Origin of the sequence: Chryseobacterium sp. JUb7 (genome assembly GCF_024806495.1) — a bacterium.
Taxonomy (GTDB): Bacteria; Bacteroidota; Bacteroidia; order Flavobacteriales; family Weeksellaceae; genus Chryseobacterium.
The window spans coordinates 103,004-119,801 of the sequence record NZ_JANUFF010000004.1 but is presented as its reverse complement, the minus strand read 5'-3'; the positions used below and the strand labels follow the sequence as shown (position 1 = coordinate 119,801).

Here is a 16,798-nt window from a genome sequence, read left to right as displayed (position 1 = left end):
TAATAATAAGTAGCTGAAAAATTAAAAATGTTTCAACCTTAGAAAGGAAGTCTTTCCAGAGCCATTTTCAGGGACAGTGCAAACACTCCTGATGATACAAATAATACCCAGTCTTTTTTATTGACTTTAAACATTTTAAGTAAAATAAATAACAGGATTAAAATAGCAAAAACAATCACGATCTGTCCCAATTCCAAACCGATATTAAAGCCTAAAAGCGGAACTGCGATACTCTGACTTTTTGCAATCATCACTCTTGCTGTATTGGCGAAACCCATTCCGTGGATTAAACCGAAAAATAAAGCGAGGTAATAATTCATTTTCATCAGCGTATTTTTTTTATTCTTCATTAAAATATTATCCAGAGAAGTGATAACGATGGTAGAGGGAATTAAAAACTCTATCCACGCAGATGAAACTCTTACAATGTCTAAAATACTTAATGCCAGAGTGATGGAGTGCCCAATTGTGAAAGCGGTGACTAAAATTAAGATTTTTTTCCAGTCAGTGTAAGAATAAGCTGCTATTAATGCCAATACAAAAAGTTGGTGATCCAAAGCATCCAAAGAAATGATGTGTTCCCAGCCCAGGTTTAGATAAAATAGAAAATCCTGCATAAATGTGAATTTTTGTTTTAAATAGGTGTATTTTTTGAATTAATTTTAATTATTAGATATTGATTATGTTTATTTGTTTGTAAACTGTTGTTTTAAATAAAAATAGTATAATTGCATTTTAAAAAATACGCAATATGAACATTAAAAAATTACTTTCTGCAAAAGTACACATTCCTCATTCAGGAAAGAAGCTTGTCTTGAGTGTAGCTCCACTTTTTCTCGGGCTTTATTCGGCTACGGCATTCGGACAGGTCCAAAAACTGGATTCCCGGTTTGAAATTTTACTGAGAAACAAAGAAGCTATTGCTAAAGGAGTAAGCTTAAAAGAGTTTGAAAAACCGGAAATGCAGCTGGATAAACATCTGGTGGTTACTTCAAAAGGTGCTCAAACGATGTACTCATGTATTATTTATACAAAAAGCCCGGAAAAATTAAAGCAGGACGGAATTATTGTACAGTCTGTGCTGCCTAATTTTGCAACCGCCCTAGTTGGGATAGCTGATATTGAGAAATTAATGCAACTGTCTTATGTAACCTCGGTGATGGCTCCTGGTTTTGATATTCTTCATAATGATGTGAGCAGAGCGCAGTCCGGAGCAAGTTTACTGCAGGATGGTGCGCTTAATAATACGGCATATAACGGAACAGGAGTTCTTGTAGGAATTTATGATAGTGGAATTGACTGGAAGCATCCGGATTTCAGAAAACTGACTGACCAGACAAAAAGCAGAATTTATTCTATCTGGGATCAGACGCTTACTCCACAAGGTTCTGAAGTTTCACCTACAGGATTTTCAACCGGTGTAGAATATACCAGAGCGCAGATTGAAGATGAGCTGGATGGCGCGCCCGCCAATTTCGTCCGTGAAACAGATACCAACGGACACGGGACTCACGTTGCCGGAACGGTAGCAGGAAACGGAGCTGCCATGACAGATAAAAGACATAAAGGTTTTGCTCCCGAAGCAGATATTGTTTTCGTAAAAGGAGGAAACGGTTCTTTCCCAATGACCAATACTATTAATGCAGTTACATATTTTCAGAATGTAGCGACAGCACTTAATAAACCCATTGTGGTAAACATGAGTATTGGTGGACAGGGAAATGCACATGACGGTACTGGAGCCCATGAGGTCGCTGTGAATAATTTTACGTCTTCAGGTCCCGGAAGAGTTGTGGTGATCTCTGCAGGAAATGATTATGGAGGCAGTATTCACAGAAAAGTAGATATTGCACCGGCTGCTTCACAGAATTATACATTTACAGTGGCCAGTAATACATCAGCAGCCTCTGTGTTTTCATTTATCATGTTTGCTAATGATGATAGCCCGGTAACCGCTAAATTAACAGCTCCTGATGGTCAGCAATATATTCAGAATATAAGTACAACTACTACTCACAGTATTCTTGGGGGAGGGCTTTCAGCTACGATGTATAATTATTGGCATACTGATAATAACAAACGTTTTATACAGCTTATTGTAAGCAGAAATACAGGTTCAACGACCAATGCACAGGGTACTTATACTTTAGAAATTACCAACAACGGAACTCAGCAGATCAATACTCACGGATGGCTTTACAGTCAGGGAGTTGCTACTGCTTTACAGAATGGTGATAATGAATATATTGTGGGTTCACCTGGAAATGCATCCAATGCGATTACGGTGGCAGCTTATTTGGGAAGAGCAAGCTGGACTTCCACTTCAGGATCTTATTATACACTGACTCCGCAGGAATCTATTTCTTCATTCAGTTCTCAAGGACCTAGAGTGGATGGTTTTCAGAAACCTGACATTACTGCTTCTGGACAAAATGTAATCTCCACAAGATCAAGCGATGCGACTGTAGTAGCCTCAGATAATATAGACGGGACCTATTATGTGAAAAATCAGGGGACAAGTATGTCTTCTCCGGGAGTTGCGGGAGCTGTTGCTTTATTGTTACAGGCTAATCCTGCTCTTACTGCCGCACAGGTGAAAAGCCGTCTTACCCTGAATGCAAGACAGGACGGAGCAACGGGAACTGTTCCTAACACAAGATGGGGAGCCGGAAAACTGGATATTTATAAAGCCGTTTCTGATGAACTGAATTGTGTAGAATCAAACTTTGAAACCATTACTTATGATGAGCCTTATATCATCGCAAATACAGAAGCTAATTATTATTTTGATAATGTAGCCCTGGCTGTTCGTTATACACCTACCTTAACAGGGAAACTTGGCGGTTTTTCATTCCTGACGGGAAGTACGGTTCCGGGAAATATTCCAGTGGATATTCAGATCCGAAAAGTAGATGCCAATGGTAATCCCGGTGATATTATAGCGACTAAGAATATTTCTTCATGGCTGAACGGAACTCAAAGATTTACATGGAATTATCTGGATCTTTCTGATCTTAATCTTCAGATTGTGACAGGAAAAGAATTTTATATTGTTGTGAACGGTTTGGGTGGAAGAATCGCTATGAAAGCTGAAAATGCTGTTCTGAATAACAGATCTAAAACCTCTGCAGATGGGACGACATGGACCTCAAGAACATTTGACCTGAAGATGCGAGCTACGGTCTATGAGAATATTGCTGAGGTGAAAAATATTGCAACTGCCAATCAAAACAAAACCTCAGCGGTTGCTAATGGATATAATTATTTTACAAACAACTGCCAGCTTATTGCCAGAGTTGAAAAAGAAACGGCAAGCACGGTTGCCGGAAATGTGACTTCAAAAGTCTGGACAGATAATCTTCAGCCATCATATGTAACACGCAGATATGAAATAAATCCTGAAAATAATGCCGTAGCGTCTACCGGAAAAGTGACACTGTATTTTAAACAGGATGAGTTTGATGCCTACAATCAGACGAGTACTGTAAAACTTCCGATGTCTCCTACAGATAATGCAAATAAAGCCAATCTTATCGTTGAAAGATATGCTGGAGCCAGTACAGGAAATACAGGAACTGTAGCTTCATATTCGGGAGGTCTTACCACAACCATCACTCCGAATGTGACCGATATCGTATGGAATGACACGTATAAATATTGGGAAGTGACTTTCCAGACAACGGGATTTGGAGGATATTTTGTGAAAACAAATTCTGCGACATTAGGAACCGGAGAATCAGCAGCCGGTTCTCAGATCAATATCTATCCTAACCCGGCCAGAAGCGCGGTGAATGTCTCTCTTGGAAAATATAGCAAAGCAGCTGTGACTATTTTTGATGCATCAGGAAAATTAATTAAGCAAGCTGAGGTGAGTGCCACTTCCAATAAGATAGATGTATCTGAACTGGTAAAAGGAACTTACCTATTTAACATAATACTTAATAACGATACGAAAGTTGTAAAAAAAGTAATAAAAGAATAAATTAAAATTTATTGTACCTCTTTGTGAAGTGGCAGTCATATGACTGCCACTTTTTTTATATTTGTTTAAAATAAATTCAATGCCTTCCAAACTGATCTCGTTTTTTTATGCTCTTGTATTTTTATTTCAGGCCGGCTTTCCTGGCTCAGCTAAAGCTGATATCAATACTTTCCATCCTTATCATGTAGGTTCAGTAGAAATTAATTACAATGCAAAATCAAAAACATTTGAGATTACAGGACGTTTTTTTCTGGATGATTTAGAAAATGGCTTATCTAAAAAGTATGGAAAACCTTTTCATTTCAATGATGCAAAATACAAGTCTCAGCTTAACGACGCTTTAAAAGCTTATTGTTCGGAGTATTTTAAATTAAAGGTCAATACAAAATTCCTGCAGGTTAATTTTATAGGATATGAAGAAGATCAGGAATCTGTCAATATATATCTGGAGTCGGAGCCTGTTCAGAATCCTAAAAAAATAGAAGCTGCAGTGAGTCTTTTGTATAATTTATTTGATGATCAGATTAATATCGTTCATATCATCATCAATGGGCAGCGAAAAAGTGAAAAACTGGTATACCCCAACCGTTATTTGTATCAGCAATTCTGATCCTTCTTTTTAATGCAATAATACTCTTCAATTTCTGTCAAATTTTGAATTCAGGAATTTTATGTGTTAAATTTTCACCATGAAAATTGGACTTTCTGTATATTTCTTAAATAGGGGAATATTTTGGTGTAAAATATTGATATTTTTACCCTCTCTTTAAATGGTATTTTTTGCTTTGAATTCTATGTTTTTATGAAATTTTTAAGGTCATTAAATGGTGATTTACAAAGGATTATTTCCCCCAATTTATATTCATTAATAATATTTGCTTTGTTATAAATAATTATTATATTTGATTTGCTGACAAAATGTTAATTTTTTATAAAATTTTATATTTTGTATATGAAATGGCTTGTATAGGTAATCAATCGATAAATCGAAATCTATTTTAAGAAATGATTTTTTAATAGAATAGATTTACATCATATAATACTTTAAATAACTTGTCATGAAATCAAAAACAATCCTTTCTTTATTGTCCCTGGTAAGCTTTAGCTCGTTAGCTATTGGGCAAGTAGGGATCAATACCTCAACACCTCAGTCTTCATTAGATGTTGTAGGCAATGGTGCATCTACCTCTGCAAAAGATGGTATTATAGCTCCAAGAGTTTCAAAACAACAACTGGCTTCAAAGGTTGCAGGTACGTATGCAGCAGCGCAAACCGGTTCGGCAGTATATGTAAATGATATTACTGCTCCTACGGGTACAACACCCAGTTTGGCTCAGGTGGCTCAGGTAAGTACAATAGGTTATTACTATTTCGATGGAACTCTTTGGGTGGCTTATGGATCTACAGTTCCTTCAGTGAATATTTATAATTCAAATGGCTCTCTTACCGGAAACAGAATTGTTACGCAGGCAGGGAATACCTTGGCATTTACCAGTACTGCAACGAATGGTTTTTCTGTGGACGGTTCTACCTTTTCAGTAGATGCAGCTAATGATAGAGTTGGAATTGGAGTTGCAGCTCCTACTGCCAGAATGCATATTGTATCTTCAACGGCAGGAGCTCTTAGACTGGTAGATGGTACAGAATCAGCAGGACGTCTATTGACCTCTGATGCCAATGGAGTAGGAACCTGGCAGGCGGCACCAGCGTCTGTTAATATTTACAATGCCAATGGCTCTCTTACCGGAAACAGAATTGTTACACAGGCAGGGAATACTTTGGCATTTACCAGTACTGCAACGAATGGTTTTTCTGTGGACGGTTCTACCTTTTCAGTAGACGCAGCTAATGATAGAGTGGGTGTTGGCACTGCAGCACCTAATAGCAAATTAGATTTGGGAGCTTCCGTTGGTGCTACCATTACTGACGTAGTAGGGAAAAAATTAGCTGTTTATAATAATGCAGCAGGTACATCTTTCTATGGTTTAGGAGTTAGCCCTGCAAGGCTTCAGTTTCATGCTTCATCTGCTGCTGCAGACACCCCTGGTGCGGTACTTACAGATACCGGAAATATGGGGATAGGAATTACAGACCCTTTAAACAGGCTTCATGTGGTATCTTCCACCGCGGGAGCTGTAAGACTGGTAGACGGAACTCAGTCTGCAGGACGAATTTTGACCTCTGATGCTAATGGAGTAGGTACCTGGCAGGCGGCTCCGGCTTCTGTCAATATTTACAATACTAATGGTTCTCTTACCAGTAACAGAACAGTAACTCAAGCCGCCAATACTTTAGCATTTACCAGTACAGTAACCAACGGATTTTCTGTAGACGGCTCTACATTTTCTGTAGATGCGGCTAATGACAGAATCGGGATGGGGACAACGGCGCCCAATAGCAGGTTGGACTTGGGGACTACTGCAGGAGCGAGTATTACAGATGTCGCAGGAAAAAAATTGGCAGTTTATAATAATGTCGGAGCGACTTCATTTTACGGGCTAGGAGTAAGTTCTGGTAGACTTCAGTTTCATGCAGCTTCAGCAACTACAGACACCCCTGGCGCGGTACTGACTGATACCGGAAATATCGGAATTGGGGTTACAGATCCTACGAACAGGCTTCATGTAAGTGGTGCTAATCCGTTACGTCTTCAGGGGCTTAGTGCGGGAACAACAACTACAGATCAACTTGTGGTAATAGATGCTACTGGTGTCGTAAAGGCAATTGGTACCTTAGGCGCTTTATCAATTCCGAATCCTGCTGTTTTCAGATTAGAAACAGCGCAAAATAACTTTTTAAACGGGCAAGGAGCTGGAGGTTCACAGGTTGTTCCTATGTCTGTTGTTAAAAATACAATTCCCGGGATGAGTTATAATGCAGGGACAAGTATCATTACTTTTCCTGCCGGGACTTATCAGCTTACATTTGTATATGAAGCTACTCATAATATTACAGGATGTACAATAAGTTCATACTTCGTAGATTTTCCTTTAAATGCAACAACAAGCAGAATTCATAGTACGGCATCGCATGTAGAAGGAGGATTGTCAAATCACGGAGGTGCAATTACTTATGCTACAACGATTCCTGCAGGTACTACATGGCAATTACGTTTGGGAAGAGGTCAATCAGGGAATTGTGGTGGTACTGGTATGACATTGGCAGCTAATTCTACTCAGGTACTTGTGTTCAGGATTGGTGATTAATTTATATTCTTTTATAAGAAAATAAAAATAGGTAATGGTTCCCAAACCTATCTTAATTTATAAGGCACAACATTCTAAATAACACAAATACAATATATAGTAAACACTTACTTTTTTAGTAAGTGTTTTTTTATGTTTGAAATAAAAGAAACGGATTAAAATAATTAACTATAAGTATTCATGAAATGAAAAATATTTATTTTATGTTTATTTTTTTTATTATCTAAATAGTGATTTATTTTTAATAAATTAATCTTAAATAGGTGAATAATTTGTTTTATTTTTACTAATGTTTTATTTATGTTAAATATTTTTTATTATTGAATTTAAAATATTACATTTGTTTCAATAATGATTTATGGGTCTTATTTTATTTTAAATAATAAATAATTCTTTTTAGTATATTATTAAAACACAGCCTATGAAAAAAAAGAAAAAATATCTGTTATCTCCTGCGATTTATTGATTGAGTTAATCTTAATCTAACTTTAAAGATCTGCTTGTATTTTTGATACTGATGTTAATGAAAATTCAAAATAAAAATATTCAGAATATCATATTTAATTAGGTTGATGATCTTTCACGCTTGTTTCACTTTAAAACAATATCAGAAATATTAAACGATGAAGAAGTAGACAACTCCAAATGCTGTGCTTCTGTAATGTCAACTCATTTCCGAAAATATCTTTTTTGTTTTAAAGATCAATAATTACATATAAAGTCTATGTAAGATTAATTCTTAAAAATTAAGGTAATCCTGATTGAAATTATCATATAATCAGGATAATATCCAAGAAAATAATACTTTAAATTACTTGTTATGAAATCGAAAACACTCCTTTCTTTATTATCCCTTATAAGCTTTAGCTCATTAGCTATTGGACAAGTAGGGATTAATACACCTGATCCACAATCTTCTTTGGATGTTGTTGGAAATGGTGCTACTACTTCTGCAAAAGATGGTATAATAGCGCCAAGAATCTCTAAACAGCAATTGGCATCTAAGGTGTCTGGGACCTATGCCGCAGCACAAACCGGAGCAACTGTATATGTAAATGATGTGACTGCTCCTACCGGAACGACACCGAGTTTAGCCCAGGTATCGCAGGTCAGCAGCACCGGTTATTATTATTTTGATGGCAGCCTTTGGGTAGCTTATGGATCAACCATTCCTTCTGTGAATATTTATAATTCAAATGGTTCTCTTACCGGAAACCGAATCGTTACGCAGGCTGCCAATACACTGGCATTTACAAGTACTGCTACGAATGGTTTTTCAGTGGATGGCTCTACATTTTCTGTAGATGCAGCGAATGACAGAGTGGGGATTGGTACTATTGCTCCAAGCAGTAGATTGGATTTAGGATCTTCAGTTGGTTCCAGTATTACAGATGCTGTCGGAAAAAAACTGGCGGTGTACAATAATGCCGGAGGAACTTCATTTTATGGATTTGGAGTAAGTTCAGGAATACTTCAGTTCCACGCGGCATCTGCAGCAACGGATGTTCCAGGAGCAGTACTTACCAATACCGGAAATTTTGGAGTTGGGGTGACGGCTCCTACTGCCAGAATTCATGTGGTGTCTCCAACGGCAGGGGCTTTAAGGCTGGTAGACGGAACAGAATCTGCAGGGCGCTTATTGACCTCTGATGCGAATGGAGTAGGAACCTGGCAGACAGCACCGGCATCTGTGAATATTTATAATACGAATGGTTCCCTTACCGGTAACAGGGTCGTAGCACAAGCTGCCAATACCTTAGCATTTACCTCTACGGCGACCAACGGATTTTCTGTTGACGGAACGACGTTTTCTGTAGATGCAGCCAATGATAGAGTTGGAATTGGAGTTGCAGCTCCTACTGCCAGAATGCATATTGTATCTCCTACTTCGGGAGCTTTAAGACTGGTAGACGGGACTCAGTCTGCCGGACATGTTTTGACCTCCGATGCCAATGGGGTAGGAACGTGGCAAATTTTACCGGCATCTACAAATATTTATAATACGAATGGTTCTTTAACCGGTAACAGAATAGTGACGCAGGCCGCCAATACCTTGGCATTTACCAGTACTGCCACCAACGGATTTTCTGTTGACGGGACTACTTTTTCTGTGGATGCCGCCAATAACACTATTGGGATAGGAACAGCTGCTCCGGTATCTAAACTTGACATTATAGGAGATACCTTTGGAGTTAGAAGAAGTCAGGGGGTTGGAAGCTGGGATAATCTTTGGATTGATTTGTCAAATTCCTCGGCTCCTGCTATTAATACGTCTGGAGCGGAAATAGGACTGCAGTTTAAAGTTGGACTGAATTTAACGGGTACTTATGGTGACGGACAAACCTTAACTACGGTTGCTACAATGACATCAAACGGTAATGTGGGAATAGGAACTGCCGCTCCAACCCAAAGATTACATGTTATCGGAAATATTCTGGCGTCAGGAACAATTACTCCTTCAGATATAAGAATCAAAAAAGATATTACAGACAATTCTTACGGACTGAAAGAAATAATGGGGCTTCGTACCATCAATTACCGTTATAAAGATGAAAAACTAAGTAAAGACAAAAAAATAGGATTTATAGCCCAGGAAATAAAAGCGACAATGCCGGAATTGGTAAGTACCGCTGATGATGAAATAAAAACCCTTGGTGTAAATTATGCTGAAATGAGTGTCGTACTCACAAAAGCTTTACAGCAACAGCAGGATATGATCTCTGAGCTTACTAAAAGAGTAAATCAGCAGGAAAAACAGATTGAAACCTTAAATTCAATCATCAGCAAAAATCAGCCAGCTAAGTTGAAATAATTTCAGTAAGATAATAGTTCCCCTCTTATCTTTATTTCAGGCACAAAACATTCTAATAACACAAATAAGTATATTAAGAAACACTTACTTTCGGGTAAGTGTTTTATGTTTAATTTTCTAGCTGTAAAAGAGTATTGACTCCTTTTGCATGATCCAAAAGATCAGGAAAAAAATCATGGTAACATTGCTGAAGTGCATCTTTGTTTTCTAAAAAAGCCTCAAATACAGGAATGTCTTTTTCAAGGTATTTTGCTTTGTTCAGAACATTTTTAATACTGAATTTGATGCCCCAGTCTTCTCTGTAATTGTATAACCAGTCATCTTCTTCCATTTTTTTTAGCATCAGTTTAAAATTTTCAGGAAGCCATTTTTTATGTTCATTCAAAACACGGTAAACTCTTAGAGAATGTGCTTTCCATTCTGCTAAAGAGTGAAGTTGTAAGTCATTGGCAACGAAATAATCCATTGAAACGTCTACAAAAGCTCCGGCGTACAGTCTTACCAGAGGGCTGAAAATTTTTTTGGCTTCATGAATCGCAGGATGAGAATCTGTAAATGTATCAATAGCCCGATGCAAAGTAATTCCGTCCTGAATATCTTTTGGAAAAGAAAAACGGTCTCTATTTCGGATAAAGTCTTCCAAAAACTGTCCTACAATCTGTCCGTCAGTAAAAGTAAGAAAAGAATGCGCCAGATAATTCATACTACAAGATAAGGCTTAAAATTGAAAATTCCCCGAATAAAATTAAAATATTCAGGGAATTTAAGTGATGTATCTTTAGTGAAAACTATTTAATGATAAATTTTTTACTGCCTATCAAAGATCCTTTGTCATCATAAACACTTAAGAAATAACCTCCGGAATTGAGTCCTTTAAGATTGATCGTTCTTTCTGTTGTATTTAAAATAAACTGTCCTGCCGTATTGAAAATTTTGAAAGAATATTTCTCACGGTCATTTAATGAGATCGTAATTAAATCTTTTGCAGGATTCGGGTATAGAGTAAATTCTTTGGTGTCAGGGAGAATTTCTGCAGTGGACAAAGCATCCGATGCGGTCGGCATGAAATTGGAAACTACACAGGCAAATCTTGAGAAGCCATACGCTTCATTCGAAGGATTTGTATTTCCGATGGCAATTCCTGTAGGTTCAGAGTTGTAATTAACTCCTGGGTTTGCCCAACGGTTGATTCTTGTGCAATTAAAACCGGTTGCTGAGCACTCATCATTATATGCCATTATTGTTCTCCATCTTTGTGACGAAGTGCTGGAAGTTCCCAGATTAATAGCTGTTCTGTTGACATAGCCATGATGATGGCTGCAGGGTGTGGTGCTTGTATTGACGTACCAGTCATGCTGTAATCCCATATTATGACCCAATTCGTGGGCTAAGGAGTAGTTGGAAACCGCACAGTTATATAAGCTTACACAAAATCCACTGGTGCCGGTATAATTTGTAGGGTTGGTATTCACATAGCCCAATCCGCAGGTATTGGTAGGAGTTCCTGTTACCAAAGCCACAAGGTCTGCACCATAAGTTGTTCTTAATGTATGAACATTGTCCATATAACCATCATTATTGGTTCTTAGCCTTGTCAAATCAGTGCTTATATTTCCTGGTTCTGTATAGGAAATCTCTCCGGAATATACCAGATTGATGCTCACATTAGAAACTCCGGAATTGATTAATGAGGTATTGAAATTCGTAATCGCTGTAGCAATAAAAGAATTACTTTGAGAAACACCGCCCCAGGCAGTTCTTGCTGCTGAGGTATAAACAACCATGACGTCAACTGTTGAAGCTGCACAAACCGGAGTAGTAGAAAGACATACATTTGAATTTACTTTTCCGGCTCCGGGAATAGATGAATCTAAAATATAATCATCTTTCGAATCCTGATCCAAAATTTTCTGATCACTCACCACCGAAAGCGCAAAAATATCGCCATTCGTCTGATGAAACATTACTTTTGTGCCTGTTGCAGGAGCGTACATTCCGGTTACAACAGTACCGGATTTTGATAAAACCAATTCTGATTCAGGTTCATTTTCAATAGTATAAACGTAAGATTCTGTCTTATTGCTGTAGCTGAAAATGCGGCTGAATTTTGCAGTGATCTGTTTGTGGGTCGGCAGATTGATTTTTAAGTCAGATTGTAGATTGAAGGAAGGCTGAAGATAATATTCTGTTGAAATGTAGCTTGAAGCGAGCTCTTTTGTTATCTTCTGATCAGTATTTAAACTGCTTTCATTAATGGGATTTTGAAAAACACTTATCTGTGCCGAGTAGAAAGTAACACAGAAAACGAACAAGGTAATAAATTTTGTTTTCATATTCACTTAAGTTTGAGGGTTATTGTAACAAATGTACATAATATTTCAAACTTAAGTGAATATTTTTTATGTTAAAATAGTCTTTCGTGAAAATCCTCTATTTTACTGACTTCTTCTATTTTAATGCCGAATTTTTTCTTCGGAAGCTTGTTTAAATTAGAAACAAAAATTTTCTCATAACCTAATTTTTCGGCTTCAGTTATTCTTTGTTCGGCTTGTGCAATCGGGCGAATTTCTCCACTTAATCCAATTTCTCCTGCAAAGCAGTAGTGCTCTGAAATAGCAATGTCTTCATTGGATGAAAGAATAGAGGCAACTACAGCGAGGTCTAAAGCCGGATCATCTGTTTTGATTCCTCCTGTAATATTTAAGAAGACATCTTTTGCTCCCAACTGAAAACCTGCTCTTTTTTCCAGAACGGCAAGCAGCATGTTGAGCCTTTTGGAATCGAAACCAGTAGAGCTTCTTTGAGGAGTTCCATAAACTGCCGTACTTACCAATGCCTGGATTTCCAGTAACATCGGTCGGTTTCCTTCAATCGTCACCGCTACTGAATTTCCGGAAAGTTCCTCAAATTTTTTGGTAATTAAAATTTCAGAAGGATTTTTAATTTCTTTTAAACCCTGGGAGATCATTTCATAAATTCCAATCTCGGAAGTTGAGCCGAAACGGTTTTTGTTGGCTCTCAATAATCTGAAAAGATGATTTCTGTCGCCATCGAAATTTAAAACAACATCTACCATATGTTCCAGCACTTTCGGTCCGGCAATTTGCCCGTCTTTTGTGATATGTCCAACCAGAAAAACAGGAATGCTGTTTTCTTTTGCATATTTGATGATCTCATTAGAACATTCACGGATTTGAGATACGGTTCCCGGAGAACTTTCAATCAATTGGGATTGTAAAGTCTGGATCGAGTCGATAATTACGAAATCGGGTTCCAGTTTTTTGGCTTCATGAAGAATTTTTTCCAATGAAGTTTCAGTATAAAGAAAACAGTTCGGATTTTGAATATCTGTTAGCCTATCTGCTCTCATTTTAATCTGAGAGGCACTTTCTTCCCCTGAAACATAGAACACTTTTTTCTTCATTTTTAAGGCTAGCTGAAGAAGTAAAGTCGATTTTCCGATTCCGGGTTCTCCACCAATTAAAGTGACAGATCCTAGAACGATTCCGCCCCCTAAAACTCTGTTGAGCTCTTCGGAAGGAGTTTTTATTCTCGGTTCTTCGTTGGTTTCAACCTCTACAATATTAATGACGTGTTGTTTCGTTTTTGAAAAAGGCGGCGTTTTGTGTGAAGTCGTTTTTTCTACCACTTCTTCCACTAAAGTATTCCATTCTCCGCAGCTTTTGCATTGTCCCAGCCATTGTGGATATTGGGTTCCGCAGTTTTGACAGAAATATGCTGTTTTTAATTTTGCCATACCGCGAAGTTCAAAATTTTTTTTGAATTTTTCTTTCGAATTTTAATTAATTTTCGCCTATGGAAAAAATTTTAATTAAAAGTCTGATGATATTTATTGTAATGAGTCTTTTAAATGCTCAGTTTAGTGAATGGTCTGTCAGATTTTTACATTTGCCAGGCGGGAATTTCGGAATGTATTCTTATCTGATTCTTATTTTTTGCTCAGTCATTACATTGATAGGTTTGGTGACTGTAATTATTTTTAGGAAAAGCTATCATTCAATACTTAGAATAGCAATTTTATTTGAGGTCATTTATTTCTTTTTTCTAATAATTTCCGGAAATAATCCGTTTTTATATTTTTCAGATGCTAACAATGAAAATCTTCTGATGATCATAATGTATGCAAATTCAATAGTTGTTTTCTTGATAATATATCTGATTCATATACTTTATTCAAAAATAATTTCATCAAAATCAAAAAAACTAACATAGATCAATGTCGTGCAATTTTTTACGACCTACATTTGTTTCAAGATTAATCTAAAAAATATATACAATGAAAAAGGGAATTTTAACTTTTGTATTTGCGTTCTTAAGTATTGTAGGATTTGCACAGACCGGTTGGGCTGTAGATCCAATGCATTCTTCTGTGAACTTTAATATTAAACATATGGGGATCAGCTTTGTACAGGGCAGATTTGACAAGTTCGATGGTAAAGTGGCCACTAAAGGAAATAATCTGGATGGTGCAACAATGTCTTTCGTGGTAGATGTAAACGCCGTGAATACCGGTGTTGATATGAGAGATAAACATTTGAAAAGCCCTGATTTTTTTGACGGTGAAAAATATCCGAATATGAGCTTTGAATCAACTTCTATCACAAAGGATAAGAATAATACCTATATATTAAAAGGAAAGCTGACTATTAAAGATGTTACAAAAGATATCAGTGTTCCGGTTACTTTCGGAGGAATTACGAAAAACCAGCAGGGAAAAGAAGTCTTGGGCTTTCAGACAACATTTAAAATTAACCGTTTAGATTATAACATCAAATTTGATCCAACGGGAGCAGGCGTGGCTAAAGACGTTGACGTTAACTTATATTTTGAGTTAATTAAACAATAGTTTTCATATATAATTTGGTTTAGGAAAGAAGGTTTTCAATTGTATTGGAAACCTTTTTTATTTTTTTATAGAAAAAAGTAAGATGCTAAGAATTTGTTTTACATAATAATTCTTATACTTTTTTTGCTTTATTAATCATCAATTGGTTGCGGTGTCATGCTGAGCATGTCGAAGCATTTTTTTATAATTCGAATAATTAAAAAAGGTAAATTCTAAAATGAAATTGCTTTGTATTTCTTTTTCCCCTAACTTTGCACAAACCTAATCTAATGAGTAAAAAGAATACAAAGTACATCTTTGTGACAGGAGGTGTAACTTCATCTTTGGGAAAGGGAATCGTTTCTGCTTCTCTGGGACTTCTACTAAAATCACGCGGCTTTAATGTAACGATCCAAAAACTAGATCCTTACATCAATATCGACCCAGGAACACTGAATCCTTATGAACACGGAGAATGCTATGTAACCGAAGATGGTGCGGAGACGGATCTGGATTTAGGTCACTATGAGCGTTATTTGGATGCTCCAACTTCCCAGAACAACAACGTTACGACAGGGAAAATCTACCAGACTGTAATCGAAAAAGAAAGAAAAGGAGACTTCCTTGGAAAAACAGTTCAGGTAATTCCTCATATTACAAACGAAATCAAACGCAGAATTAAAATTTTATCAAAACAGAACTACGATATCATTATTACCGAGATCGGAGGAACTGTAGGAGATATTGAATCTTTGCCTTACATTGAAACTGTTCGTCAGTTAAAATGGGAATTGGGGGAGAATAATTCTATGGTGATTCACCTTACATTGCTGCCTTACCTGGCATCAAGCGGAGAATTAAAAACTAAACCTTCTCAGCATTCCGTTCGTCAGTTGATGGAAAGTGGAATTATGGCTGATGTTTTGGTTTGTCGTACAGAACATAAAATTCCGAAAGATCAGAGAGCAAAACTGGCTCAGTTCTGTAATGTTCCTTTGGATAATGTAATTGAATGTAAGGACTTGGAAACGATCTATGAAGTTCCGATGTACCTTCAAAAGCAAAACTTTGATGATGTAGTTCTTAAGGAATTGGATCTTAAAAGTGATAAAGAAGCAGATCTTAAAGACTGGAAAAGCTTCCTGAAAAAATTCCAGAATCCTAAAAAATCTATTGAAATCGCATTGGTTGGAAAATATGTTTCTCTTCAGGATTCTTATATTTCAATTGCTGAAGCTTTCAAACATGCCGGAGCAGATGTAGAAACTGAAGTGAAAATAAGATGGGTTTACAGTGGAGATATTACGTCTGAAAATATTAAAGATACTTTACAAGGTGTAGACGGAATTCTTGTTGCTCCAGGTTTTGGCGACAGAGGAATTGAAGGGAAAGTATTAACAGCTCAGTATGCAAGAGAAAATAAAGTTCCGATGTTGGGAATTTGTTTGGGAATGCAGATCATGACTGTTGAATTTGCAAGAAATGTTTTAGGATATTCAAAAGCAAACTCTATGGAATTTGATACTTCTACGGAACATCCTGTGATCTCATTAATGGAAGAACAGAAAAATGTTGTAGATAAAGGAGGAACAATGCGTCTTGGAGCTTGGAAATGTTCTTTGAAAAACAATTCTAAATTAAATGATATCTACGGAACGAAAAATATTACAGAAAGACACCGTCACAGATACGAATTCAACAGTGATTATATAGCTGAATTTGAACAAAACGGCTTCATGGCAACTGGTACAAACCCCGAAACAGGATTGGTAGAAGCATTAGAAATGCCGGATCACCCATTCTATGTAGGAGTACAGTATCACCCTGAATATAAAAGTACGGTTGCAACACCGCATCCATTATTCAGAGCTTTCATCAAAGCCTGTACATCAAAATAAAGTAATTTTTTAATTACAAACGTCATAAATAAACTCAGACTGATTATTCTCAGC

The 16,798-nt window shown here is 36.9% G+C and carries 10 protein-coding genes; 6 read left to right on the top strand and 4 right to left on the bottom strand.

The window, feature by feature from the left end; translation table 11 throughout:
- Positions 1-38 precede the first annotated feature (38 nt).
- Positions 39-617, bottom strand: coding sequence for a HupE/UreJ family protein (locus M2373_RS09465; protein ID WP_259110005.1), 579 nt, complete (start codon positions 615-617; stop codon positions 39-41).
- 134 nt (positions 618-751) lie between these two features.
- On the opposite strand from M2373_RS09465, the gene M2373_RS09460 reads away from it, so the two are divergent.
- The 4 genes from M2373_RS09460 to M2373_RS09445 all read left to right on the top strand — a co-directional run bounded on the left by M2373_RS09460 (position 752) and on the right by M2373_RS09445 (position 10,000).
- The gene (locus tag M2373_RS09460; RefSeq protein WP_259110003.1) at positions 752-3,982 is read left to right on the top strand and encodes a S8/S53 family peptidase; all 3,231 of its coding nucleotides are present in this window, start codon (positions 752-754) and stop codon (positions 3,980-3,982) included.
- Positions 3,983-4,061: 79 nt separating this feature from the next.
- Positions 4,062-4,592 (top strand): DUF6702 family protein, encoded by a 531-nt coding sequence (locus M2373_RS09455; RefSeq protein WP_259110001.1) that lies wholly within the window; start codon positions 4,062-4,064, stop codon positions 4,590-4,592.
- A gap of 448 nt (positions 4,593-5,040) precedes the next feature.
- Positions 5,041-7,188: a hypothetical protein gene (locus M2373_RS09450; RefSeq protein WP_259109999.1), complete on the top strand. Its 2,148-nt coding sequence runs from the start codon at positions 5,041-5,043 to the stop codon at positions 7,186-7,188.
- An 820-nt stretch (positions 7,189-8,008) separates the two neighbouring features.
- Complete coding sequence (locus M2373_RS09445; protein ID WP_259109997.1) at positions 8,009-10,000, top strand: tail fiber domain-containing protein; 1,992 nt, start codon at positions 8,009-8,011, stop codon at positions 9,998-10,000.
- 109 nt (positions 10,001-10,109) lie between these two features.
- Here the strand turns inward: M2373_RS09445 and M2373_RS09440 are convergent, their stop codons facing one another.
- The 3 genes from M2373_RS09440 to radA all read right to left on the bottom strand — a co-directional run bounded on the left by M2373_RS09440 (position 10,110) and on the right by radA (position 13,757).
- Positions 10,110-10,703, bottom strand: coding sequence for an ACP phosphodiesterase (locus tag M2373_RS09440; protein WP_259109995.1), 594 nt, complete (start codon positions 10,701-10,703; stop codon positions 10,110-10,112).
- 85 nt (positions 10,704-10,788) lie between these two features.
- Positions 10,789-12,333, bottom strand: a complete 1,545-nt coding sequence (locus tag M2373_RS09435; RefSeq protein ID WP_259109994.1) for a zinc-dependent metalloprotease — start codon at positions 12,331-12,333, stop codon at positions 10,789-10,791.
- Between the two features lie 71 nt (positions 12,334-12,404).
- Positions 12,405-13,757 (bottom strand): DNA repair protein RadA, encoded by a 1,353-nt coding sequence (radA, locus tag M2373_RS09430; RefSeq protein ID WP_259109990.1) that lies wholly within the window; start codon positions 13,755-13,757, stop codon positions 12,405-12,407.
- 540 nt (positions 13,758-14,297) lie between these two features.
- Between radA and M2373_RS09425 the strand changes: the two genes are divergently transcribed.
- On the top strand, positions 14,298-14,867 hold the full coding sequence (locus M2373_RS09425; protein WP_259109988.1) for a YceI family protein: 570 nt from the start codon (positions 14,298-14,300) through the stop codon (positions 14,865-14,867).
- Between the two features lie 269 nt (positions 14,868-15,136).
- Positions 15,137-16,744 carry a CTP synthase gene (locus tag M2373_RS09420; RefSeq protein WP_259109986.1) on the top strand — a complete coding sequence of 536 codons (1,608 nt, stop codon included), beginning with the start codon at positions 15,137-15,139 and terminating at the stop codon, positions 16,742-16,744.
- Positions 16,745-16,798 lie beyond the last annotated feature (54 nt).

What these genes read in the sequence shown, in the direction of transcription:
- M2373_RS09465 (WP_259110005.1), bottom strand. Translation starts at nt 617, where the DNA reads ATGCAGGATTTTCTATTTTATCTAAACCTGGGCTGGGAACACATCATT.
- M2373_RS09460 (WP_259110003.1), top strand. Translation starts at nt 752, where the DNA reads ATGAACATTAAAAAATTACTTTCTGCAAAAGTACACATTCCTCATTCA.
- M2373_RS09455 (WP_259110001.1), top strand. Translation starts at nt 4,062, where the DNA reads ATGCCTTCCAAACTGATCTCGTTTTTTTATGCTCTTGTATTTTTATTT.
- M2373_RS09450 (WP_259109999.1), top strand. Translation starts at nt 5,041, where the DNA reads ATGAAATCAAAAACAATCCTTTCTTTATTGTCCCTGGTAAGCTTTAGC.
- M2373_RS09445 (WP_259109997.1), top strand. Translation starts at nt 8,009, where the DNA reads ATGAAATCGAAAACACTCCTTTCTTTATTATCCCTTATAAGCTTTAGC.
- M2373_RS09440 (WP_259109995.1), bottom strand. Translation starts at nt 10,703, where the DNA reads ATGAATTATCTGGCGCATTCTTTTCTTACTTTTACTGACGGACAGATT.
- M2373_RS09435 (WP_259109994.1), bottom strand. Translation starts at nt 12,333, where the DNA reads ATGAAAACAAAATTTATTACCTTGTTCGTTTTCTGTGTTACTTTCTAC.
- radA (WP_259109990.1), bottom strand. Translation starts at nt 13,757, where the DNA reads ATGGCAAAATTAAAAACAGCATATTTCTGTCAAAACTGCGGAACCCAA.
- M2373_RS09425 (WP_259109988.1), top strand. Translation starts at nt 14,298, where the DNA reads ATGAAAAAGGGAATTTTAACTTTTGTATTTGCGTTCTTAAGTATTGTA.
- M2373_RS09420 (WP_259109986.1), top strand. Translation starts at nt 15,137, where the DNA reads ATGAGTAAAAAGAATACAAAGTACATCTTTGTGACAGGAGGTGTAACT.